The following is a 21,506-nucleotide window of genomic DNA, read 5'->3' as shown; positions in this document are numbered from 1 at the left end:
CGTATTGATCATGCGAGGAGCGGATCGTGCGAGACATCGCGGTCTTCAGCGGCAGCGCCCATTCCGAGCTGGCCGAGGAGGTCTGCGCGCACCTCGGGGTGCCGCTCAGCCCGACGCGGGTCAGCCGGTTCGCCAATGACTGTCTGGAGGTACAGCTCCAGGCGAACTGCCGGGAGCGGGACGTCTTCCTGATCCAGCCCCTGGTCCGGCCGGTGCAGGAGCACCTGGTGGAGCTGCTGCTGATGTGCGACGCGGCCCGCGGTGCCTCCGCGGGCCGGATCACCGTCGTCATGCCGCACTACTCCTACGCCCGCTCCGACAAGAAGGACGCCCCGCGCATCTCGCTGGGCGGCCGCCTCGTCGCCGACCTGCTGGTGGCCGCCGGCGCGAGCCGGGTACTCGCCATGACCCTGCACGCCCCGCAGGTGCACGGCTTCTTCTCGGTGCCGGTCGACCATCTGCACGCGCTGCGGGAGCTGGCCGCGCACTTCCGGCGCTACGACCTGACGCGCACCACCGTCGTCTCGCCCGACCTCGGCAACGCCAAGGAGGCCGCCGCCTTCGCCCGGCTGATCGGCGCCCAGGTGGCGGCCGGCGCCAAGCAGCGGTTCGCCGACGACCGGGTCGTCATCAGCTCCGTCATCGGCGACGTGGCCGACCGGGACGTCATCGTGCTCGACGACGAGATCGCCAAGGGCAGCACGGTGATCGAACTGCTCGAACGGCTGCGGGAGCTGGGGCCGCCCCGCTCGATCCGGATCGCGTGCACGCACGGGCTGTTCGCGGCCGGGGCGCTCAAGCGGCTGAGCGAGCAGCCCGACGTGCTGGAGATCGTGTGCACCAACACCGTGCCGGTACCCGTCGAGGAGTACACGGACAAGTTGCGGATCCTGTCCATCGCCCCGGCACTGGCCGAGGCCGTACGCCGTATTCACAACGGTGAGTCCGTGAGCGCCCTGTTCGACGAGCCGCGCAACGTCTAGACAGGAAGGAGGAGTTGTAGCGCTGACCCGCGCTCGGCGGCACCGAGGCGGACGGGAGGCCCCCAGTGGCGAAGGCCAGGTTCGAGCGGACGAAACCGCATGTGAACATCGGCACCATCGGGCACATCGACCACGGCAAGACGACACTCACCGCGGCCATCACCAAGGTGCTGCACGACAAGTTCCCCCAGCTCAACCCGTTCACTCCCTTCGACCAGATCGACAAGGCGCCCGAGGAACGGCAGCGCGGCATCACCATCTCCATCGCGCATGTCGAGTACCAGACCGAGCGCCGGCACTACGCGCACGTCGACTGCCCGGGCCACGCCGACTACATCAAGAACATGATCACCGGGGCCGCCCAGATGGACGGGGCGATCCTGGTGGTCGCGGCCACCGACGGGCCGATGCCGCAGACCAAGGAACACGTCCTGCTGGCCCGGCAGGTGGGCGTGCCCTACATCGTCGTCGCGCTCAACAAGACCGACATGGTCGACGACGAGGAGATCCTGGAACTGGTGGAGCTGGAGGTGCGCGAGCTGCTCACCGAGTACGAGTTCCCCGGCGACGACGTCCCGGTCGTCCGGGTCTCCGCGCTCAGGGCCCTGGCGGGCGACCCCGAGTGGACCGCGGCCCTGCTCGAACTCCTCGACGCTGTCGACGAGTTCGTGCCCGAGCCGGTGCGGGACGTGGACCGGCCGTTCCTGATGCCGATCGAGGACGTCTTCACCATCACCGGCCGGGGCACGGTCGTCACCGGCCGGATCGAGCGCGGTGTCCTGCGGGTCAACAGCGAGGTCGAGATCATCGGCATCCACCCGCAGAAGACCAGGTCCACCGTCACCGGCGTCGAGATGTTCCGCAAGCTGCTCGACGAGGGCCGGGCCGGCGAGAACGTCGGCCTGCTGCTGCGCGGGGTGAAACGCGACGACGTCGAGCGCGGCCAGGTCGTCATCAGGCCCGGATCGGTCACCCCGCACACGGAGTTCGAGGCCCGGGCGTACATCCTCTCCAAGGACGAGGGCGGCCGGCACACCCCGTTCTTCGAGAACTACCGGCCCCAGTTCTACTTCCGCACCACCGACGTGACCGGCGTCGTCACCCTGCCGCCGGGCACCGAGATGGTGATGCCGGGCGACAACACCACCGTGCACGTCCAGCTGATCCAGCCGATCGCGATGGAGGAAGGACTGAAGTTCGCGATCCGCGAGGGCGGCCGGACGGTCGGCGCCGGTCAGGTGACCAGAATCCTCAAGTAGCCGCCACGGCACCCCCTCTGACATGACGTCATAACGACCCGGACGTGGCCTCCGGCTGGCCGAGGGCCGCGTCCAGTGTCGCCAGCGGCGGCAGCAGCTGCGACAGTCCCGTCACCTTCAGCACGCGCACGGTCAGCGGGTGTGTGCACACCAGCTGGAGCTGTCCGCCGCGCTCCAGCACCCGGCCGCGCGCCCGGTACAGCAGCCGCAGCCCGGAGCAGTCGAAGAAGTCGACGTGCAGCAGGTCGATCACCACCCGGATGCTTTCCCGCGCGGTCACCCGGTCCAGATAGGGCGCGATCTCGGTCGCCGCCGCGATGTCGATCTCGCCCCGGAACTCCAGCACCGTGTAGCCGCGGTCCTGGTGAATGCGCAGGTGCCGGGAGAGCGGCGCGGGGTCCTGTCGGGGTTCCTGGCGCACGACGGCATCACCTCCCACCCCAGCCGGTCCAATTCCGTTCCCCGCCTTGCAAGTTACCCTCGATGGAGGGAATTTGAGCATGTTCGATTGACATATGTCTGCTGCTTCGGTGCGCCATTTTCTGTGGCGTGCGCGACAGTCGGCGAACGGGCACGTCGGAGCGCTGCCGCTTCGCTACGAAAGCGCGTGCCAGGCCTTGCCCAGCGCCTGGCGGAACTGCTCCTCCTGGTGCCCGGTGAGTTCGCGGACCATCCGCTCCTCCAGCTCCCGCACCGGCCCGGCGACCCCGGCGAGCAGCTCGCGCCCGGCGTCCGTGAGCAGGATCAGCAGCTCGCGCCGGTTGCGCGGATTACGCTCCCGCCGGATCAGCCCACGGCCCTCCAGTGACCGTACGAGGTCGGCCATCGACTGGGCGGTAACGAACGAGTCGCGCGCCAACTGGGCGGCCGAAAGTCCGTCATGGCGCTCCAGAACGGTCAGGGCCGTGTACTGCAGCGCCGTGATCCCGGCGGGCCTGACCAGCTCGTCGAGGTGTGAGCGCACCACGAGCTCCAGCTGCTTGACCATGTACAGCAGTGAGGGGCGTGTCTGTGTACCGACCATGCGTGCACCCTAGAGCATTGACAGGAATCCTGTCTGTAATCAGACTGCGGACCAGACGCTGAACCAACAGGAATCCTGTTTGTTGAAATCTTGGCGATCAAGACGGCCGACGCCGGCCGCGCCATCGACGCTGGGGAGTGGGCAATGACGACCACCTTCGAGACCGGACCGGGGCAGCTGTTCATCGGCGGACAGTGGCGGGAAGCCGCCGACGGCGCCCGCACGGAGGTGACCGACCCGGCCACCGGCCAGGTGATCACCACCGTCGCGGAGGCGGGCGCCGAGGACGTCGCCGCCGCCGTGCGCGCCGCCCGGGAGGCCTTCGACGCGGGGGAGTGGTCGGGGCTCAGCGGCCGGGAGCGCGGCCGGGTGCTGCACCGGATCGCCGAGCTGATCCGGGAGAACGCCGAGGACATCGCCGCCCTGGAGAGCCTGGACGTCGGCAAGCCGATCACGCTGGCCGGGGCCGTCGACGTCACCAACGCGGCCAACGACTACGAGCACTTCGCGGCCCTCGCCCACTCCCTGGACGGCGCCGTCCGCGACACCCCGCTGCACGCCCTCGCCTACACCCGGCGCGAGGCGATCGGCGTCGTCGCCGCCATCACCCCGTTCAACTTCCCCCTCATCCTGGCCGGTTCGAAGATCGGCCCGGCCCTCGCGGCCGGCAACACGATCGTCCACAAGCCCGCCGACGAGACCCCGCTCAGCGCCCTGTACATGGCGCGCCTGTTCCAGCGGGCGGGCGTCCCCGACGGCGTCGTCAACGTCGTCACCGGCGCCGGACCGGTCGCCGGCGAGGCCCTGCTGCGCCACCCGGGCGTCGACAAGGTCGCCTTCACCGGCTCCACCGCCGTCGGCCGGCATGTGGCGAGCACCGCCGGGGAGGCGCTCAAGCCGGTCACCGTGGAACTCGGCGGCAACGCGGCCCACCTCGTCTTCGAGGACGCCGACCTGGAGAAGGCGGTCGGCGCGGTCATCAAGGCGTTCGTCTTCAACACCGGCCAGTTCTGCATGGGCGGCCCCCGGCTCCTTGTCGCCCGCCCCGTCCACGCCACCCTGCTCGGCATCCTCACCGAGGCCGTTCCGGGCGTCCCGGTCGGCGACCCGCGCGACCCGGCCACCGTGGTCGGCCCGATGGCGGGGGAGAAGCATCTGCGCAAGGTCGAGGAGTACGTCGAGACAGCCCGCAAGGAGGGCGGCCGCATCGTGTGCGGCGGCGAACGCCTCGACCTGAACGGCGGCTTCTACTACAAGCCGACCGTCATAGCCGACCTGCCGAACGACTCCGGGGTGATCCAGGACGAGATCTTCGGCCCCGTCCTCACCGTGCAGCCCTTCGACTCCGAGGACGAGGCCGTGGCCCTAGCCAACTCCACGCCGTACGGCCTGGCTTCGGGCATCCAGACCGGCAACCTCACCCGCGCCCACCGGGTCGCCGCCCGCCTCCGGGCCGGGATCGTCTGGATCAACGACTGGGCGATGCTCGACCCCGCCGTGCCCTTCGGCGGCGTCAAGGCCTCCGGCTTCGGCCGCGAGTACGGCCCCGAGTCCCTCGCCGCCTACACCCAGGTCAAGTCCGTCGTCGTCGCGCTCGGCTGAGCCCCGCCCACCAGGAGTCCCTACGATGCCCATCACCACCCGAGCCGCCGTGGTCGAGTCCGGCGGCGCGCCCTTCACCCTCAGCGACGTCGAACTCGACGAGCCGGGGCCGTACGAGGCGGTCGTCCGCATGGTGGCCACCGGCCTGTGCCACACCGACCTCAGCGTGGCGAGCGGCGCCCTTCCCTTCCCGCTGCCCGGGGTCCTGGGCCACGAGGGCGCCGGAGTCGTCGAGGCGGTCGGCTCCGCCGTCACCGCCGTGGCCCCCGGCGACCATGTCGTGCTGTCCTTCACCTCCTGCGGCAACTGCCGCAACTGCCACGGCGGCCACCCCGCCTACTGCGCCACCTGGCTGCCGCTCAACCTGATCGGCGGCCGCCGCGCCGACGGCACCGGCACCGTCGTCCGCGACGGCGAGCTGCTCGGCGGCCACTTCTTCGGCCAGTCCTCCTTCGCCGAACGGGCGCTGGTGGACGAGCGCAGCCTGGTCAAGGTCGATCCCGAGGTCCCGCTGGAGACGATCGCCCCGCTCGGCTGCGGGGTGCAGACCGGGGTCGGCGCCGTGTGGAACGTACTGGAGCCGGCCACCGGCAGCACGATCGTCGTCCTCGGCGCCGGCGCGGTGGGCCTGTCGGCGGTCATGGCGGCCGCGCTCACCCCGGCCACCACGGTCGTCGCCGTCGACCGGATCGCCGAACGCCTCGAACTGGCGCGGGAGGTGGGCGCCACCCACACCGTCGACGCGACCCGGGAGAGCGTGCCGGAAGCCGTCCAGCACCTCTCCGGGGGCCACGGCGCCGACGGCATCGTGGAGACGACCGGCAGCGTCGCCGTGCTCCGCCAGGGCGTCGACGCGCTGGCCGCGCGGGGCACTCTGGTCGTCGTCGGCGCCCCGCCCTTCGGCACCGAAGTCCCCCTGGACGTCAACGGGTTGCTGGCCGGCAAGCGGATCGTCGGCCTGACCCTCGGCGACAGCGAGACCCAGGCCTTCATCCCGGCCCTGGTCCGGCTGGTCAGGGAGGGGCGCCTCCCGCTGCACCGGCTGATCAGCACCTACCCGTTCGCCGAGATCGACCGGGCGGTGCGGGACATGAGCACGGGCAAGGCGATCAAGCCCGTGCTCACCTTCTGACCCCGGGGCCTCTGCGGCTCCTGGGGTCAGTCCACCACCAGGACCAGCTTCCCCGTGGTCCGGCCGGTGCCGCCCAGCTCATGCGCCTTGGCGGCATCGGCCAGCGGGAAGGTGCCGGCGACGGTGGCCCGCAGCTTCCCCTCCGTCACCAGGTCGGCGACCGCCCGCATCCCGGCCCGGTCGGCGTCCACCAGCATCCGCACCGCCCGCACCCCGAGCCGCTCGGCCTCCTCGTACAGCTCCGCGGAGCCCACCGGCAGGATCGACACCAGGACCCCACCCGCCCGCAGCACCCGCAGCGAATCGACCGAGGTGTCACCGCCGATCGTGTCGAGCACGACGTCGACGTCCCGCACCGCCTCCGTGACGTCCACGGACCGGTAGTCCACCGGCTCGTCCACGCCGATCTCGCGCAGGAAGTCGTGCTTGGCGGCGCTCGCCGTGCCGATCACGTACGCGCCGCGTGCCTTGGCGATCTGCACCGCCACATGCCCGACCCCGCCGGCCGCCGCGTGCACCAGCACCCGCTGCCCCGGCTGTACGTCGGCGTTCTCCACCAGCGCCTGCCAGGCCGTCAGCGACACCAGCGGCAGCGCGCCCGCCTGGACGTGGTCGATCCCGGCCGGCTTCGGTACCAGGGCGCGGGCGGGGACGATCGCGTACTCGGCGTGCGTGCCGTGGCCGAACGGGTAGGACACCATGCCGAAGACCTCGTCACCGGGCTTGAAGGCGGCGACACCGACCCCGGTCTCCTCGACCGTGCCGGAGACGTCCCAGCCGAGGACGAAGGGCGGCTTGCCCAGGAAGCCACCGGTCTCCCGGTGCTTCCAGTCGGTCGGGTTGAGTCCGGCGGCCCGCACCCGGACCAGCACCTCGTTGGCGCGCGGCTGGGGCCGGGCCGCCTCGATCACTTTCAGTACCTCGGGGCCGCCGAGGACGTCCTGGCTGACCACACGCATCGTGTTCACATTGCTCATGGTCACCCAGCCTGCCGGGATGCGCCCGCCCGGGAAATGGCACGATGGCCAACCTTCGATGGAATCGTGCCATCCCTGGTGGTGGCGCACCCTCGCCTGCGCCGGCACTCTCAGCGGCTCATGTGCAGGGCGACCAGCAGTTGCCAGACCTGGTCGGCGACTTCGTCGGGGCCGGCGTCCAGCAGGCCGTGCAGCCAGTCCGCCAGTACCCCGGCGAAGGTGGCGGCCACCGCCGAGGCCACCAGCGGGGCGTCCGCCGCGCCGGCCAGCTCGCGCTCGGCCAGGCTGCGGGCCCGCAGGTCCCGGTGCAGCACTCGGCCCAGCGGGCCCCCCCCGCCCGGCGCGAGCAGCTCCCGGTACAGGGCCGTGTGCGGCACCAGCCCCGCGAAGAACTCCAGCAGCGCCGGCGGCGCGTGCACCGGATCGGGCCGTCCCCGCCAGGCGTGCAGCGCGTCCACGGCGTCCCGTACGACGTCCGCGCAGGTGTCGACCGCCAGCGCCTCCAGGCCGTCGTAGTGGACGTAGAACGTGGCCCGGCCCACCCCGGCGCGGCGCACCAGCGCGGCCACCCCCACCTCCGCCAGCGGCCGCTCGGCGCACTCCGCCAGCAGGGCCGCCCGCAGCCGCGCCCTGGTCCGGGCGGCGCGTGGGTCCTCGACCGCAGGGCGGGGCACCGGGCCGGTCACCGGGCGGCGAGGACGGCGGCCAGCGCGAGGGCGCCGGGCAGCGCCTGCGCGAACAGGATCCGCCGGTTGGCGGTGACCGCGCCGTACACCCCCGCGACCACCACGCACGACAGGAAGAACACCTGGGCCCGGAAGCCCGTCGGGTCGGCCGCCACCAGCCCCCATACCAGGCCGGCCGCCAGGAAGCCGTTGTACAGGCCCTGGTTGGCGGCCAACGGCGCGGTCCGCCGGGCCAGTTCCGGGTCGAAGCCGTGGAAGCGCATGCCCGGCCCCTTCTGCCACAGGAACATCTCCAGCACCAGGATGTACATGTGCAGCGCGGCTATCAGGCCGACCAGCACGTTCGCCAGGATTTCCATGATCGACGGACCCTCCCATTCACTTGGACAGGTGTCCACTATAGCGGGACAGGTGTCCAGAAGGCGTCCCGGCCGCCCGGAGTCCGGCCGAGGGGAACATGTCGGCAAGTCGCAGGCAGAGATGGGTATTTGTTGATTTGCCACCAACTGGCGGAGCGTGACGGAACCCTCACTTCCTCTCGCCGCCGAGGTTGATCCTTTCGGGTTCAAACCCGATAAGCTCCAGTCCGTCACAGCGAGTTGACGCACCCCACGGTGGGTCCGTCCCGCCGTGCGCAGTCATGGGTGCGACCTCGCACACTGCCCTTGTTCGCTGTTGTTCGATTGTGTTGCTTCGAAGGATGCAGATGGAACTCGCCACTCCGCCGCCGGCGGCGCGGGCCCCTGTCGCCTGGTACAGCTGGTGGCTGATGCCACTGGCCTTAGGGGGAGGGACTGTCGCCGCCACGTTCATGAGCTCCGAGCGAATAACCGCGGCCGTCGCCGGCGCCGCGGCCACCGTGGCGAGCACCGTGTGCGTGCGGCTGCTGATCCGCTCGCAGCGTCAACTACGCAGCGCCGAAGGGGCGTTCCGCAACTCACAGACCGAGCACTCCCAGCAGTGGCAGCAGCATGTCTCGGGCCTGGAGCGGAAGTTCTCCGCCGAGCGCGCCACGCTGGAGAGCCAGCTCAACGAGCAGTCGGCCGGGTTCGACGCCCAGCTCGGTGAGCGGACGTCCGCGTTCGAGGCCGGGCTCGCCGACCGGACCGCTCACTACGACGCCCAACTGGCCGAGCAGGCACGGGCGTACGAGGAGCGGCTCGCCGACCAGCTGAAGTCCTCCGAGGCACAGCTCGCCGACCAGGCAGAGGTCTGGCAGGAGCAGCTCACGCATCAGCGGGCCGCGATCTCCCGGCTCGCCGACGAGCAGCTGCCCGACGCGCTGAAGCGGCTGCGCGACGGCGACGCCATCGACGATCTGCTGCCGGTCACCGAGCAGTGCGCCAAGGTCGACAAGGACGTCCGTGCCGACCTCCGCCGCATCCTGCGCACTTCGCTGATCGGTGTGGAGGAGGAGTTCAACCGCTCCACCTCCGCCGAGCAGGCCGTGATCAGCATCGGCAACCGCATCCACGTCCTGACCAGCAAGCTGCGCGGCCGGCTGCACGAGATGCAGGGCGAGCACGGCCGGCTGCCCGCCGTGGCCCGCGGTCTCATGGAGCTCGACCAGGAGCTCGGCCCCGCCGACTCGCTCGCCGGCAGCATCGGCGTGCTGGGCGGCTCGGACCGCCCGGGCCGCCAGTGGCAGGAGCCGCAGCGCCTGCTCAGCGTGGTACGCGGCGGCATCGGCCGGATCAAGGACTTCCACCGCGTCGAAGTCCGGCATCTGCCCGAACTCGGCGTCGACGGCGGTCTGGTGGACCACCTCACGCTGATCTTCGCCCACCTGCTGGACAACGCGGCCCGCTACTCGCCGCCCACCGAGCCGGTCGTCGTCTCCGGCAAGGAGGTACCCAACGGCGTCGGCATCGAGATCCAGGACTCCGGCAAGGGCCTGAGCGAGGAGAAGAAGCGCGAGGCCGAGCACTCCCTGGCGGGCACCGAGCACGGCCCCGGCATCGGCGGCATCTCCGAGGACGCCAACATCGGCCTGCGGGTCGTCGGCATCCTGGCCCGCCGCTACGGCATCCGGGTCACCTTCGCGGACTCGCCCTGGCTCGGTACCTCGGTGGTCGTCGTGGTCCCGCACAAGTTCTTCAGCCCGCTGCCCGCGGCCGGCCCGGCCCCGGTGTCCGCGTCGGCCGCTCCGGCCGCCGCGTCCCCGGTGCAGGCGCACGGCCCGGTCACCGTCGAAACCGTCACTCAGCCGGAGTCCGGCGAGGCCCCGGACACCACCCCGGGCGGACTGCCCCGGCGGCGCAGCCGGCGCCGCGAGGAGGAGCAGCCCGAGGAGCGCACCGCCCGCACGGAGGGCGCCGCGTTCCCCGCGGTCCCGCCCGAGGAGTCCTTCGCGGGCCTGGCCGCCTTCGCCACCGCGGGCCGCGCGCCCGTGGCGGACGAAGCCGCGGACAGCGAGGCCGAGTTGACCGGAGACGTAGACGACGCGGCACCCGCGACCCCGGCCGGCGCCGATGACGCCGCCGCCGGACGCGAGTCCGCCGAGCACCGCACTGAAGAGAGCGACTAGTCCACATGACGCAACAGGGAACCGACGTGAGCTGGGCGCTCCGCGATCTGGTGGAGAGCATCCCGGAGATCCGCTTCGCCCTCGTGGCCTCCAGCGACGGCAAGGCCATCACCTCCTTCGGGGCCGAAGACCCGGACGACGTGGACCGCTTCGCGGCCGTGGTGGCGGGACTGCAGGCGCTCGCCCAGCCGGTCGCCGAGCAGTTCCCCAAGTACGCGGGGCAACTGCGGCTGGCGATGATCGAGGTCGACGGCGGCCACCTCTTCGTCGTACGGGCCGGTGTGGAGACGTATCTCGGGGTCCTGGCCCGCGAAGGACTCGACCAGGGGCTGCTCGGGCACCAGATGAGGGACCTGTCGCGGCGGATGGGCGAGCTGCTCGGCACCTCTCCGCGTCTGGAGGAGCACTCTGGATGAGTGCTCCCCGTCGGCCAACGGACCCGTCCGGTCTAGAGCGTTATTACGTCCTCACCGGGGGACGCAGTGGACCGGGCGGGTCGGCGTCGAGCCTCGACGTGGCGACCCTCGTCGTCTCCCGCACCGCCCCGGTCCCGGGGATGCAGCACGAGTACGAGGAGATAGTCCGGCGTTGCCGCGATCCGCTGTCGGTGGCCGAACTCACCGCCCATCTCGGATTGCCCTTCAACATTCTCGCGGTGCTGTTGGCGGATCTGCTGGACGCAGGCCGTATTGAAGCCCGTGATCCGATTCCGGCCCACCACGCCGGCCGCGGGCCCGACCTCGCGCTCCTCCAGGAGGTACTCAGTGGACTTGAAAGGCTTTGACCATCCCGGCGACCCCGGTGCCGGGGGGACCCGCTCGGTCAAGGTGATGATCGCCGGGGGATTCGGCACCGGTAAGACCACCATGGTCCGCTCCGTCAGTGACATCAAGCCGCTCACCACTGAGGAGACCCTGACCCAGGCGACCGTCGGCGTCGACAACCTCATCGGCGTCGCGGACAAGGCCGAGACCACGGTCAGCCTCGACTTCGGCAAGATCAGCCTCAACGAGGGCCTGATGCTGTACCTGTTCGGGACCCCCGGGCAGGAACGGTTCTGGTTCCTGTGGAACGGCCTGTTCAAGGGCGCGCTCGGCGCGATCGTCCTGGTGGACACGCGCCGGCTGGCCTCAAGCTTCCGGGCGATCGAGGAGATGGAGCGGCAGAACGTGCCCTTCGTCATCGCCCTGAACGTCTTCCCGGACTGCAAGGAACACCCCATCGAGGAGATCCGGGACGCCCTCGACATCTCCCCGCACACCCCGATCGTGGCCTGTGACGCCCGTGACCGGGCCTCCAGCCGTGACGTACTGATCGCCCTGATACGTCATTTGAAGGAACGCTCCGCCGTCGCACTGGAGCCGCGATGAACGACCAGAGCCTCGACAGTCCCGGCGCCCCCCGCGGCTGCCCGGTCGCGCACGGTTCGCCCGACCTGGCCCGGCTGTACGGGCCCGAGGCGGCGACCGACCCGCTCGGCATCTACGAGCGGCTGCGCAAGGAGCACGGCTCCGTCGCGCCGGTGCTGCTGGAGGGCGACATCAACGCCTGGCTGGTGCTGGGCTACCGGGACAGCCGGCGGGTGCTCGACAATCCCCGCCAGTTCGCCCGGGACGCGCGGATCTGGCGAGACTGGCGGGAGGGCCGGGTCGCGGAGAACCATCCGCTGGTTCCGATGGTCGCCTGGCGGCCCGACTGTGTGTCCCAGGACGGCGAGGCGCACCGCCGGCTGCGCGGTGCCGTCAACGACGGGCTCCAGGCAGCCGTGGGCCGCGGCATCCGGCGCCACGCCACGCACTTCGCCAACAAGCAGATCGACGCGTTCGCGGACAACGGCCGCGCCGATCTGGTGGCGGACTACGCCGGCTACCTGCCGATGCTGGTCCTCACCCGCATCCTGGGGCTCACCGAGGCGGAGGGGCGCCGGCTGGTCGAGTCCAGCGCCCTGGTGTTCCAGGGCGGCGAGAACGCGATCCTGCACGACGGCATCATCCGGGAGATCCTCGGTGAACTCGTCGAGCGCAAGCGGGCCGAGCCCGGCTCCGACTTCACCACCGGCCTGCTGGAGCATCACGCGGCCCTCGACCACGACGAGGTCGTGAGCCATCTGCGCCTGGTGCTGATGGCCGGGCACAACACGACCAGCAATCTGCTGGCCCGGGTGCTCCAGCTGATCCTCACGGACGCCTCGCGGCTCTCCGACCTGACCAGCGGGCAGCTGACCATCTCCGCGCTGGTGGAGGAGGTCATGTGGAACTCGCCACCGCTGGCCGTCCTGCCGGGGCGCTTCGCCGTCAGCGACGTCGAACTGGGCGGGCACCGCATCGAGGAGGGCGACCTGCTCGTCCTCGGCCTCGCACCGGGCAACCTCGACCCAGAGGTCCGGCCCGACCCGGACGTCTCGGTGCAGGGCAACGGGTCGCACCTGGCGTTCAGCTCCGGCCCGCACGAGTGCCCCGGGCAGAGCATCGGGCTGTCCATCATCGAGATCGCGGTCGACATCCTGCTGCACCGGCTGCCGGGCCTGCGCCTGGCCGTGCCGGCGGAGGAGCTCACCTCGACCGCATCCACATGGATGTCCCTGCTGGACAGCCTGCCGGTCGAGTTCGCGGTATAGGTCCGGACACGCCGCTGCCCGGTCGGGTCACCCGACCGGGCAGCAGCCGTACGGAGGCGTCAGCCGTCGAGCCAGTCGCCCGCGACGTCCGTGGGGCGGTATCCCGTGGCGTTCCAGAGGAAATGCGGGTGGGCGCAGCCGAACATGTAGGCGAGCAGGGTGGTGTCCTCCCTCCCGGTTCGAGGGTCGTGCAGGGCGTGGAATCGTTCGGCTCCGACCGCGCCGGCGTCTTGTTGTACCTGACGGGCGCGGGCCGTGGACGGTGTGGCGCCGGCCGCCTCCACGGCGGCGATGTAGGTGCGGCGCAGGATCTCCCATGTGCTGTCGGTGTCGCCGTGCCAAGGGCCGTGCAGTGCTTCGAAGGCATGGAGCTCGGCGTCGAAGAGGGGCCATGTCCCCGGGTACTGGGCTCGGCAGCGGGCGGACAGCTCGGCGGTCCGGGGGCTCAGTGCCGGTGCGGTGGGCCGCGGGGCGATGGTGAGGGTGGTGCCGTGGGTGAGGATGCCGGTGCATGCGTTGGGCTGCAGGTCGCACAGCGGGCACCCCTCGGCCGGGGGGAGGCCCTGGGTGATGCCGTCGAACCACAGGGCGTGGCGGCCCGTGAGCCCCATCCAGACGATGGTGGTGGTCATCAGCCAGGTGTTCCACATCGGGCGATGTGCCTCGGGCATGCAGCCGTACTTGACCAGGGCTATGGCGCAGGCCGCGTAGAGGGCCTTGGTGTGGGTGGGCATCTCGGCGAGCCAGAAGTTGCTGATCTCGCCGGTGAGGGCGTCGGCTCGTACGTCGGCCATGTCGTCGATGACGCGGCACAGCAGCAGGGAGGCGAGGTTCTCCTCCTGCCAGAGCTCGGTGTCGGGTGCGACGTGCCAGAACAGGCAGTCCAGCATCTGCAGGAGTGAGTAGGTGCTCTGGCCGAGAGGGTTGGTCTGGGGGAGCGTGACGCTGCCCGCGTGGTGCTGCTGGAGCCAGTACTCGTCGACGGATCGCTTGTGGGCCGCGAAGAGTCCGGAGACCAGGGCCCGTGCGCTGTTGGTGCTGAAACTCTCGGCCAAGCGGCCTTCGACGTGCTGAGTCAGGCGCGTGGTGTCGATGGTGTCGATCACGCGCTTGTATTCGTGGAAGACGAGGATGTCGTCCTCGAAGCGGTGGCGGAGGCCGAGGTCTCGTTCAAGGTCGTTCATCTGCCGGGTCCAGGACCATCCACCGGTCAGGACGCTGTCCAGTTCCCGGCGGTTCGGCCAGGTCTTGACGGTGAGGGGACGACCGGCGCTCTGCCGCCAGCTGTAGTCGCCCAGCGTGCGTGCGGGGGGCGTGGGCAGCCGGCGGCACAGCGGGCAGGCGCAGGCGGTTGTCGGCTCCTCCTCGCGCGGCGGGGCGAGTGCCCGGCTCCGCCAGGCCCCTTCCAGCATCGTGCAGGTCAGCCGGCAGAGCTCGACATCGGTGCTGACCTGGGGGAAGGCCGCTTCGATCATGCGCAGGCTGGTGTCGAGCCGTTTCAACCTGGCGTAGCCCTCCTCATCGGGCGGGAGGAACGCGCGTGGCGCCAGTTGGAGGGCTCCCTCCACATGCAGCGTGGTGCCGGCGTGGGGGGATCCGAGTGCGTCCAGCCGCTGCTGAGCGGCGTTCTGGGCCCTTCGGTACTGCTCCGTGCTCCCATGGATGCGTTTCACCAGGAGGCCGGCCAGGGCGTTCCCCGCCTCCGCGGGCTGCAGCTGGGCGCTTGGCTGCGCCGGGAGCAGGCTGTCGGCGGACGCCTTCTGAACAGCACCTACGCCTTGAGATGTCACACCGGTCTCCTTCAATGTGGTCCTGGCAACGGAATCGACCGACCGTGGTCGTGGGCCGGTCGTGTCCGGGAATCTTCTGTTTCTTCCGCGACGGCCTCGCCGAACAGCCGGACTCGCACGCCCGGCTCCGGCTCCTGCTGCGAACGACCGCGAAGGGTACGACTGCTGCGTTCACGGCCCAGGAAGTGGAGCCGGTCGCCCACCTGCCCTTCGAGGACGAACCGCCGGTGCCCGCCCGGGTTCTCCAACGCGGCGAGCCGCTCGGCCATGGCGGATTCACCCTCGACACCGCGGGCCTTCCATGAGCGGGCCGCCCCTGTCGAAGCACTCTTGCTACAGGACGAGCACCTGCATCGCCGCTTCAGCTGTGGTGATCGGGAAGCACTCGCGGCCCGTCAGGCGTGGCGCGACCCCCGGATCCGAGGTGCGTGACCACTCCGGGAAGGCCAGAGGATCCGACGACGGCCGCCCCGTATGCCCGATCAGCGCCCGTCTCGCTTCGAACGGGCAGGGCGACCCACGGCCTGCGGCAGGTCCCACGACGTGTACTCCTCGAACCCGGCTTCGCCGTTCACCGGGTCCATGTCCCGGATCCGGCACGGATGGTGGGCGCGCGCGAACTCCGGATGCTCACTGACGGGGGTCTCGAAGGGCAGGTCGAAGGTGACGTCCTGAGGCATGTGTTTCCTTTCGGGCGACAGTGCGCAGAGTCCCCCCGTCCCTGCGAACGGGTGGCCTGTCGGCCACCCGTGCACTCGAACTGGCCTTCGTGGCTCGAAAGTTGAGCCGTGAGGCGCTACGAGGCTGCCCAGAGCGTAAATGATCTACGCGTGACCTGACCGTGACGTGTGTTACTGCTCACGCCTCCTGAGCTGAGTACACTCGCGCGCCCGCCACGTATGTGTGCGCGACGCGTGTGTCCGCGATGCGCCCGGGGTCCCCGGTGAACGGATCGCGGTCCAGGACCACCAGATCCGCGAGCGCCCCGACCGCCACCCGCCCGGTGTCGTCGAGGTGGTTCACATAGGCCGATCCGGCCGTGTACGCCGTGATCGCGTCCCTGAGCCCGAGCCGCTCCCCGGGCAGGAACACCGGCGCGTCGCCGCCCGGTTCGACCCGGTTCACCGCGACATGGATGCCCTGGACCGGGTCGGGGCTGCTCACCGGCCAGTCGCTGCCGGCCGCCAGCCGCGCCCCGGAGCGCAGCAGCGCCCCGAACGGGTACTGCCATCCGGCCCGTTCGGACCCCAGGAAGGGGATCGTGAGCTCGTCCATCTGCGGCTCGTGCGCGGCCCACAGCGCCTGGATGTTCGCGGTCGCGTCGAGCCGGGCGAAACGCGGTACGTCGGCGGGGTGCACGACCTGGAGATGCGCCAGGTGGGGCCGCGTGTCGCTGGGACCGTTGGCGGCCCGCGCCGCCTCGACGGCGTCCAGCGCGTCCCGTACGGCCCGGTCGCCCAGCGCGTGGAAGTGGCACTGGAAGCCGAGCGCGTCCAACTCGGTCACGTACTGGGGAAGGTGCGCCGGGTCGATGAAGCTCTTGCCCCGGTTGGCCGTGGCGCAGCCGCACTTGTCGAGATACGGGTCCAGGAGCGCGGCCGTGCCGTTCTCGGCGATCCCGTCCAGCATCAGCTTGACCGTGCCCGCCCGGAACCGGCCGTGGCTCAACGCGGCCCGCTTCTCGACGAGTTCGGGGATCTGCTCGGTGCCGCGCTCCCGGTCCCACCACAGCGCGCCGACCACCCGCGCGGTCAGCGAACCGTCCCGGGCCGCCGCCAGATACGCCTGCGACGGGTCGTCCATGCCGAGGAAGTCCCCGACCAGCGCGTCCTGCCAGGCCGTGATACCCAGCGCGTGCAGATACCGCTGGGCGTGCAGCAGCGCCGCGAGCCGGTCCGCCGGGGTGGCGGGCGGCGCGAGCCGGCCGACCAGTCGCATCGCCCCCTCCTGGAGCGTGCCGCTCGGCGCGCCGGACGCGTCCCGCTCGATCCGCCCGTCGGCCGGGTCGGGCGTGTCGCGGCCGATCCCGGCCAGCTCCAGAGCCCGACTGTTGACCCAGGCCCCGTGATGGTCCCGGTTCGGCAGATACACCGGCCGGTCCGGTACGACGGAGTCCAGCAGCTCCCGCGTCGGCGTACCGCCCGCGAACGCCTCCATGGACCAGCCACCGCCCAGGATCCACTCCCGCTCCGGATGCGCCTCGGCGTAGGCGCGTACGGCGGCCACGGACTCCGCGGCGGTCCGCACCCCCGTCAGGTCGCACTGGCTCAACTCGAGGCCGGCCGGCACCGGATGGACGTGCGCGTCCTGGAAACCGGGCAGCAGCAGCCGCCCGGCGAGGTCGACCACCTCGGTGCGCGGCCCGGCCAGCTCCCGCAGCTCCTCGGCGGAGCCGACGGCGGTGATGCGCTCACCGGTGACCGCGACGGCGGTGGCCGTCGGGCCCTCGGGGGTGAGAACGGGGCCACCGGTGAAGAGCAGATCTGCGTGCATCGTTCCTGTTCCTTAGTTGGGGGTCGTGAGCAGCTGAGGTGCGTCGGCGTCCGTGCCCTCGCCGGTGCGGAAGTGCGGCGAGCGGCGCACATACTTCGCCCATCCGGCCGCGACGAACCCGGACGCGATCATCACCAGCGGAGTGGTCAGCAGGAACCAGCCGTTGTCCGCGCTGACCTCGAAGTGGTCGGTCGAGGTGAAGAAGGACCAGCCGAGGTAGCCGCCCAGGCCGAGCAGCGCGCAGGCGCTCAGCGCCGGGAGCACCACCGCCCGGACGCCCTGCCGCAGGTCCTCCCGCAGCAGCGCCCGGAAACGCACGGCGGCGGCCAGCGCGGTGAGCGCGTACGACAGGGCGACGACGATGCCGACCGCGTTCACCGTCGCCATGATCATGTCGGCCAGTCGCGGGATCACCAGGGCGAGCGCGGCGACCGCCGTGGCCAGCGCCCCGATCAGCAGCGTCCCGGCCGCCGGGGTGCCGTACCGGGGGCTGACCCTGGCCCACACCGGCCCGAGGGTACGGTCCCGGCTCATCGCGAACATGCCCCGCGCCGTCGGGATCACCCCGGCCTGGAGCGAGGCCATCGCCGAGAACATCAGCGCCACCAGGGGCAGCGCGGCCCACGGCTGGGAGGCGAGGCGGTCGCCGAAGAACGCCAGCCCCTCGGCTCCGTGCCCGGCCAGCTCCGGCTCCGACAGCACGCGCTGGAAGGCCACCGAGCCCAGCAGGAACAGCCCCAGCATGGTCACCAGCGTGATCAGCCCGGCCCGGGAGGCGTCCCGGGGGTCGCGGACCTCCTCGTTGACGCTGAACGCGGCCTCGAAACCCCAGTAGCAGAACACCGAGAGCAGCATGCCCTGCGCGAGCGCCGTCGCCGACGGGATCGCGAACGGGTCGAACCAGCTCAGGCTGAAGGGATGCGGGCCGGTGACGATGCCGTAGCCGCAGAACCCGAGCAGCACCACGTACTCGAAGACCAGCAGCCCGGTCTGGAGCCGGGCGGCGGTGCGGATGCCGGTCACCGCGGTCAGGGTGACGGCGACCAGGACGACGATGCCGACGGCCGTGGTCTGCGCCGTCGAACCCGGGTCCAGGGCGAGCCCGCCGACGCGGTGCACCCCGGCCTCTCCGGCCAGTTGCAGCATCGCCGACCCGGTGACCGCCGTGGTGTACGCGAGAAAGGCGACCGTCGCCACGATGTTCACCCAGCCGACCAGGAAGCCGAGCCAGGGACTGAGCGAACGGCCCACCCAGACATAGCCGTTGCCCGCGTTCGGCTCCACCCGGTTCAGCCGGGAGTAGGCGCCCGCGATGCCGAGCACCGGCAGGAACGCCAGCAGCATGATGGCCGGCAGGTGCAGCCCGACCACCCCGGCTGTCACCCCCAGGCCGATGCCGATGCTGGTGGTCGCGGCCGTACTGGAGGCGGCGACCGCGACGCCGTCGAGGACGCCGAGGGACCTGCGCAACTCAGGGGGGTCGACTGTGTAGGGCTTGTCGGTCATGGCCAGCACTCCGCTCGCACCTGGGGGCCGGACCTGGTCGGCCCCGGTGACCGCACATGAAACTGCCGGTGCACTTCACAGGTCAACGGTGTTGTCATAAGGTGCGCCACCAGGAAGGGAGGCCCCATGAGCGAACGAGTCGTCCCGGCCGCCGACCGGCGGCGCAGGCGCCCCACCAAACAGGGCGTGGTCCTCTCCGAGGAGCTGATCGTCGAGACCGCGCTGCGGCTGATCGAGGAGCATGGCGCCGAGGCCCTGTCGGTGCGCCGCCTCGGCCGCGCATTGGGCGCCGACCCCAGCTCCCTCTACCGCTACTTCCGGCACACCGACGACCTGATGCTGGCCGTCGCCGACGAGCTGATCGGCCGTACCCTGCGCGTCTGGCGGCCCACCGGCGACTGGCGCGCCGACCTGCGCGACCTGGGCCTGCGCATGCATGCCGGCGCCCTCGCCCACCCCCGGGCGGCGGTGCTCAGCGCCCACCGGGTGACCGGGCGGACGTACGAGATCCAGGCCGTCGAGACCATCCTCGGGGTGCTGCGGAGCGCCGGTTTCCCGGACCCGGAGGCGGTCCGCGTCTATCACGCCTTCGTCGACCAGGCCCTCGCCTACAGCGCCCTCGACTCCGCCAACACCGCCCTGCCCAGGCCCGCCCGCGAGGCCGAGGCGGACGTGTGGCAGGCGACGTACGCCCGGCTGCCCGCCGCCACCCACCCGAACATCGCGGCCACCGCCCGCCACCTCGTGGCCTCCATGCGGGGCAGCTCCTACCCGGCCGCCCTGGACCTGCTGCTCACGGCGGCCGAGGCCCGGCTCGCGCAGATCCACGGGGCCGCGGGGGCCTGACGGTCGCGCGGACCCGCCCTTCCCGAACCACCACGGCGCCCGGGCGCCGGACCGGGTACGACCGGAGGTGACCGGAGGGCGGCCGACTGAATCCGGTGATCGGGGACAGACGCACCGGGAGGACCCCCCCGAGGAGGAAGCATGGCACTGGTGACCGCGGCCGTCGTGGTGCTCGACTGCGCCGAGCCCGAGAAACTCGCCTATTTCTACCGGCAGTTGCTGGACGGTGAGCCGGGTGACACGTCCACCGGCCACGTGGAGGTGCGCCGCGCCGACGGCATCCGGATCGCCTTCCGACGCGACGGCGTCTCGACCCCGGCCAGCTGGCCGCGCCCCGAGAACTCCCTCCAGTCCCATCTCGTCTTCCTCGTCGACGACATGGACGAGGCGGAGCGCCGGGTGGTCGGCCTCGGCGGACTGCCCACCGAGACCCGGGACCCGACCGGACCGTACGAGGAGCGCGGCTACTCCGACCCGGCCGGACACCCCTTCACGCTGCGTCCGGCCCTGCCGGCGGCGGGCTGACCCGGTCCCGGCCGCCCCTGCGGGTCGTCGGCCATGCCCCGGTGGAGCGCTCGATGGCGGTGGCGCCGGTGCGGTCCACGGCACTGCGCACCACCGCGAAGACGGCGCCCTGGAGGGCCGCGGCCAGCAGCACCTCGCCCCAGCCGCGGTCCCGGTCCAGGGCGTCCGGCGCGTCCTCCTCGCCGCGCAGGGCCCTCCAGGTCCGGCGGAAGGCCAGTGCGCCCAGCGCCCCGCCGGCCCAGCTCAGCAGAAAACCGAGCGGTGCGTAGACGAGAGGGAGCTTCTGTTTCTTCCTGCGCTTGGCCATGTCTGCCTCCGCGTTGTCAGGGCCGCCCGGCGACCGGGACCTCCTCGGCCGCCGGCACCGGGCCGGGCGGCGTCCCGTCCCCGAAGGGCCGGCCGCCCAGCTGCTCCCGGTGATGGGGCGTCAGCCACCCGGCGAGATCCGGGCCGAGGGGAACGATACGGGTGGGGTTGATGCCGGTGTGCACCTGGTAGTAGTGCCGCTTGATGTGGTCGAAGTCGACGGTGTCACCGAATCCCGGCGTCTGGTAGAGGTCCCTGACGTACGCCCACAGCACCGGGTTCTCCGCGACCTTCCAGCGGTTGCACTTGAAGTGGCCGTGGTAGACGGCGTCGAACCGCACCAGCGTGGTGAACAGCCGGATGTCGGCCTCCGTGATCGTCTCCCCGACCAGGTAGCGCTGCCCGGCCAGCCGCTCGGCGAGCAGTCCGAGCCGCCGGAACACCGCCGCGCACGCCTCCTCGTACACCTTCTGCTCGTGCGCGAACCCGGCCCGGTAGACACCGTTGTTGACGTCCTCGTAGACCTCGGCCAGCACCGTGTCGATCTCGTCCCGGTGCTCGGCCGGGTACAGGTCCGGCGCCCCGTCCCGGTGCAGTGCCGTCCACTCGGTGGCCAGGTCCAGGGTCAGCTGCTGGTAGTCGTTGGTGACCAGTCGCCCGCTCGGTACGTCCACGATCGCGGGCACGCTCACCCCGCCCGGGTAGCCGGTCTCCCGGCGGTCGTAGGCCTCGCTGAGGAACTGGATGCCGAGCACCGGGTCACGGTCGCCGGGGTCGAGGGTGAAGCGCCAGCTGCGGTCGTCCTGGATCGGGTCGGTGACGGCCAGCGACAGGGCGTCCTCCAGGCCGAGCAGCCGCCGTGACACCAGTGCCCGGCTTGCCCACGGGCAGGCACGGCTGACCACCAGACGGTAACGCCCGGCCGCCACCGGCCAGCCGTCCCGCCCGTCCGCCGTGATCCGGTCCGCGAAGTGACTGGGGGACCGTGAGAACGCCTTGTGCCCGAGCGAGGTGTTGCCGCTGTCACCGCTCATGGTGCCTCCTTGCCGATACGCGCCCGATGGGCCGTGTTCCCCGATCTTGCCCGATTCGCGCCTCCCGTACGTGTGATCAGCTCGGGCCGGGGCAGTCGGCGGGCGTGAGTGGGACTTCATCGAAAGAGCAGCCGAGGGAACAGCCGAAAGAGCAGCCGCACGGGCGACCGCAGGAACAGCCGGAAGAGCATTCGGGCCG

The 21,506-nt window shown here is 71.3% G+C and carries 23 protein-coding genes; 12 read left to right on the top strand and 11 right to left on the bottom strand.

Translation table 11 applies throughout. From position 1 onward, the window contains the following. Positions 1-26: 26 nt before the first annotated feature. Positions 27-983: a ribose-phosphate pyrophosphokinase gene (locus ACFWXC_RS23290; RefSeq protein ID WP_351744721.1), complete on the top strand. Its 957-nt coding sequence runs from the start codon at positions 27-29 to the stop codon at positions 981-983. 65 nt (positions 984-1,048) lie between these two features. Next, positions 1,049-2,242 carry an elongation factor Tu gene (gene tuf / locus ACFWXC_RS23285; protein WP_384481512.1) on the top strand — a complete coding sequence of 398 codons (1,194 nt, stop codon included), beginning with the start codon at positions 1,049-1,051 and terminating at the stop codon, positions 2,240-2,242. 28 nt (positions 2,243-2,270) lie between these two features. On the opposite strand, the gene ACFWXC_RS23280 is transcribed toward tuf, so the two are convergent. Next, on the bottom strand, positions 2,271-2,663 hold the full coding sequence (locus ACFWXC_RS23280; protein ID WP_384481510.1) for an anti-sigma factor antagonist: 393 nt from the start codon (positions 2,661-2,663) through the stop codon (positions 2,271-2,273). A gap of 174 nt (positions 2,664-2,837) precedes the next feature. After that, the gene (locus ACFWXC_RS23275) at positions 2,838-3,266 is read right to left on the bottom strand and encodes a MarR family winged helix-turn-helix transcriptional regulator (RefSeq protein ID WP_384481508.1); all 429 of its coding nucleotides are present in this window, start codon (positions 3,264-3,266) and stop codon (positions 2,838-2,840) included. Between the two features lie 144 nt (positions 3,267-3,410). Between ACFWXC_RS23275 and ACFWXC_RS23270 the strand changes: the two genes are divergently transcribed. Further along, positions 3,411-4,868, top strand: coding sequence for an aldehyde dehydrogenase family protein (locus ACFWXC_RS23270; protein ID WP_384481506.1), 1,458 nt, complete (start codon positions 3,411-3,413; stop codon positions 4,866-4,868). A gap of 25 nt (positions 4,869-4,893) precedes the next feature. Next, a complete protein-coding gene (locus ACFWXC_RS23265; RefSeq protein WP_384481504.1) occupies positions 4,894-6,000 on the top strand; it encodes an NAD(P)-dependent alcohol dehydrogenase in 1,107 nt (368 codons plus the stop codon). Positions 6,001-6,026: 26 nt separating this feature from the next. On the opposite strand, the gene ACFWXC_RS23260 is transcribed toward ACFWXC_RS23265, so the two are convergent. The 3 genes from ACFWXC_RS23260 to ACFWXC_RS23250 form a co-directional block, all read right to left on the bottom strand. Beyond that, positions 6,027-6,977 carry an NADP-dependent oxidoreductase gene (locus ACFWXC_RS23260; protein WP_384481502.1) on the bottom strand — a complete coding sequence of 317 codons (951 nt, stop codon included), beginning with the start codon at positions 6,975-6,977 and terminating at the stop codon, positions 6,027-6,029. Positions 6,978-7,087: 110 nt separating this feature from the next. Continuing rightward, a complete protein-coding gene (locus ACFWXC_RS23255; RefSeq protein ID WP_384481500.1) occupies positions 7,088-7,651 on the bottom strand; it encodes a TetR/AcrR family transcriptional regulator in 564 nt (187 codons plus the stop codon). A gap of 8 nt (positions 7,652-7,659) precedes the next feature. Then, on the bottom strand, positions 7,660-8,022 hold the full coding sequence (locus tag ACFWXC_RS23250; RefSeq protein ID WP_384481498.1) for a DUF1304 domain-containing protein: 363 nt from the start codon (positions 8,020-8,022) through the stop codon (positions 7,660-7,662). A gap of 347 nt (positions 8,023-8,369) precedes the next feature. On the opposite strand from ACFWXC_RS23250, the gene ACFWXC_RS23245 reads away from it, so the two are divergent. The 5 genes from ACFWXC_RS23245 to ACFWXC_RS23225 are packed head-to-tail and all read left to right on the top strand — an operon-like array spanning position 8,370 to position 12,807. Next, positions 8,370-10,190 carry a sensor histidine kinase gene (locus tag ACFWXC_RS23245; RefSeq protein ID WP_384481497.1) on the top strand — a complete coding sequence of 607 codons (1,821 nt, stop codon included), beginning with the start codon at positions 8,370-8,372 and terminating at the stop codon, positions 10,188-10,190. 5 nt (positions 10,191-10,195) lie between these two features. Continuing rightward, a complete protein-coding gene (locus ACFWXC_RS23240; RefSeq protein ID WP_046733906.1) occupies positions 10,196-10,606 on the top strand; it encodes a roadblock/LC7 domain-containing protein in 411 nt (136 codons plus the stop codon). Then, positions 10,603-10,974, top strand: coding sequence for a DUF742 domain-containing protein (locus ACFWXC_RS23235; RefSeq protein WP_234537899.1), 372 nt, complete (start codon positions 10,603-10,605; stop codon positions 10,972-10,974). Before ACFWXC_RS23240 ends, ACFWXC_RS23235 begins: the two co-directional genes overlap by 4 nt. Next, a complete protein-coding gene (locus tag ACFWXC_RS23230; RefSeq protein ID WP_351697096.1) occupies positions 10,955-11,560 on the top strand; it encodes an ATP/GTP-binding protein in 606 nt (201 codons plus the stop codon). The genes ACFWXC_RS23235 and ACFWXC_RS23230 overlap by 20 nt, the downstream gene beginning before the upstream one ends. After that, positions 11,557-12,807, top strand: a complete 1,251-nt coding sequence (locus ACFWXC_RS23225) for a cytochrome P450 (protein ID WP_384481494.1) — start codon at positions 11,557-11,559, stop codon at positions 12,805-12,807. The genes ACFWXC_RS23230 and ACFWXC_RS23225 overlap by 4 nt, the downstream gene beginning before the upstream one ends. A gap of 59 nt (positions 12,808-12,866) precedes the next feature. On the opposite strand, the gene ACFWXC_RS23220 is transcribed toward ACFWXC_RS23225, so the two are convergent. Beyond that, positions 12,867-14,597 (bottom strand): hypothetical protein, encoded by a 1,731-nt coding sequence (locus tag ACFWXC_RS23220; RefSeq protein ID WP_384481492.1) that lies wholly within the window; start codon positions 14,595-14,597, stop codon positions 12,867-12,869. Positions 14,598-14,641: 44 nt separating this feature from the next. Here ACFWXC_RS23220 and ACFWXC_RS23215 point away from each other — a divergent pair, with 44 nt between their 5' ends. Beyond that, positions 14,642-14,902, top strand: coding sequence for a hypothetical protein (locus tag ACFWXC_RS23215; protein WP_384481491.1), 261 nt, complete (start codon positions 14,642-14,644; stop codon positions 14,900-14,902). A 177-nt stretch (positions 14,903-15,079) separates the two neighbouring features. Here the strand turns inward: ACFWXC_RS23215 and ACFWXC_RS23210 are convergent, their stop codons facing one another. From ACFWXC_RS23210 to ACFWXC_RS23200, 3 genes are all read right to left on the bottom strand, one after another. Next, positions 15,080-15,277, bottom strand: coding sequence for a hypothetical protein (locus ACFWXC_RS23210; protein ID WP_384481489.1), 198 nt, complete (start codon positions 15,275-15,277; stop codon positions 15,080-15,082). Between the two features lie 178 nt (positions 15,278-15,455). After that, a complete protein-coding gene (locus ACFWXC_RS23205) occupies positions 15,456-17,090 on the bottom strand; it encodes an amidohydrolase (protein WP_384481487.1) in 1,635 nt (544 codons plus the stop codon). Positions 17,091-17,102: 12 nt separating this feature from the next. Beyond that, positions 17,103-18,596, bottom strand: a complete 1,494-nt coding sequence (locus tag ACFWXC_RS23200; RefSeq protein ID WP_384481485.1) for an APC family permease — start codon at positions 18,594-18,596, stop codon at positions 17,103-17,105. 126 nt (positions 18,597-18,722) lie between these two features. Here ACFWXC_RS23200 and ACFWXC_RS23195 point away from each other — a divergent pair, with 126 nt between their 5' ends. Then, entirely contained in the window at positions 18,723-19,442 is a 720-nt protein-coding gene (locus tag ACFWXC_RS23195) for a TetR/AcrR family transcriptional regulator (RefSeq protein WP_384481483.1), read from the top strand. Positions 19,443-19,583: 141 nt separating this feature from the next. Then, entirely contained in the window at positions 19,584-19,967 is a 384-nt protein-coding gene (locus ACFWXC_RS23190; protein WP_384481481.1) for a VOC family protein, read from the top strand. On the opposite strand, the gene ACFWXC_RS23185 is transcribed toward ACFWXC_RS23190, so the two are convergent. Then, the gene (locus ACFWXC_RS23185) at positions 19,933-20,274 is read right to left on the bottom strand and encodes a DUF4235 domain-containing protein (protein ID WP_384481479.1); all 342 of its coding nucleotides are present in this window, start codon (positions 20,272-20,274) and stop codon (positions 19,933-19,935) included. The genes ACFWXC_RS23190 and ACFWXC_RS23185 overlap by 35 nt on opposite strands. Before the next feature lie 16 nt (positions 20,275-20,290). Beyond that, entirely contained in the window at positions 20,291-21,307 is a 1,017-nt protein-coding gene (locus ACFWXC_RS23180) for a glutathione S-transferase family protein (RefSeq protein ID WP_384481477.1), read from the bottom strand. Positions 21,308-21,506: the final 199 nt, after the last annotated feature.

The organism is Streptomyces sp. NPDC058683 (genome assembly GCF_042716195.1).
Lineage (GTDB): Bacteria > Actinomycetota > Actinomycetes > Streptomycetales > Streptomycetaceae > Streptomyces.
Note: the sequence above shows the minus strand (reverse complement) of the source record. Positions and strands in the feature narration are given on the sequence as shown.

Bases quoted from the DNA above. Each gene is read 5' to 3' on its own strand.
- ACFWXC_RS23265 (WP_384481504.1), top strand. From the start codon at position 4,894: ATGCCCATCACCACCCGAGCCGCCGTGGTCGAGTCCGGCGGCGCGCCC.
- ACFWXC_RS23190 (WP_384481481.1), top strand. From the start codon at position 19,584: ATGGCACTGGTGACCGCGGCCGTCGTGGTGCTCGACTGCGCCGAGCCC.
- ACFWXC_RS23195 (WP_384481483.1), top strand. From the start codon at position 18,723: ATGAGCGAACGAGTCGTCCCGGCCGCCGACCGGCGGCGCAGGCGCCCC.
- ACFWXC_RS23275 (WP_384481508.1), bottom strand. From the start codon at position 3,266: ATGGTCGGTACACAGACACGCCCCTCACTGCTGTACATGGTCAAGCAG.
- ACFWXC_RS23235 (WP_234537899.1), top strand. From the start codon at position 10,603: ATGAGTGCTCCCCGTCGGCCAACGGACCCGTCCGGTCTAGAGCGTTAT.
- ACFWXC_RS23210 (WP_384481489.1), bottom strand. From the start codon at position 15,277: ATGCCTCAGGACGTCACCTTCGACCTGCCCTTCGAGACCCCCGTCAGT.
- ACFWXC_RS23250 (WP_384481498.1), bottom strand. From the start codon at position 8,022: ATGGAAATCCTGGCGAACGTGCTGGTCGGCCTGATAGCCGCGCTGCAC.
- ACFWXC_RS23270 (WP_384481506.1), top strand. From the start codon at position 3,411: ATGACGACCACCTTCGAGACCGGACCGGGGCAGCTGTTCATCGGCGGA.
- ACFWXC_RS23260 (WP_384481502.1), bottom strand. From the start codon at position 6,977: ATGAGCAATGTGAACACGATGCGTGTGGTCAGCCAGGACGTCCTCGGC.
- ACFWXC_RS23185 (WP_384481479.1), bottom strand. From the start codon at position 20,274: ATGGCCAAGCGCAGGAAGAAACAGAAGCTCCCTCTCGTCTACGCACCG.
- ACFWXC_RS23245 (WP_384481497.1), top strand. From the start codon at position 8,370: ATGGAACTCGCCACTCCGCCGCCGGCGGCGCGGGCCCCTGTCGCCTGG.
- ACFWXC_RS23200 (WP_384481485.1), bottom strand. From the start codon at position 18,596: ATGACCGACAAGCCCTACACAGTCGACCCCCCTGAGTTGCGCAGGTCC.
- ACFWXC_RS23180 (WP_384481477.1), bottom strand. From the start codon at position 21,307: ATGAGCGGTGACAGCGGCAACACCTCGCTCGGGCACAAGGCGTTCTCA.
- ACFWXC_RS23205 (WP_384481487.1), bottom strand. From the start codon at position 17,090: ATGCACGCAGATCTGCTCTTCACCGGTGGCCCCGTTCTCACCCCCGAG.
- ACFWXC_RS23225 (WP_384481494.1), top strand. From the start codon at position 11,557: ATGAACGACCAGAGCCTCGACAGTCCCGGCGCCCCCCGCGGCTGCCCG.
- ACFWXC_RS23240 (WP_046733906.1), top strand. From the start codon at position 10,196: ATGACGCAACAGGGAACCGACGTGAGCTGGGCGCTCCGCGATCTGGTG.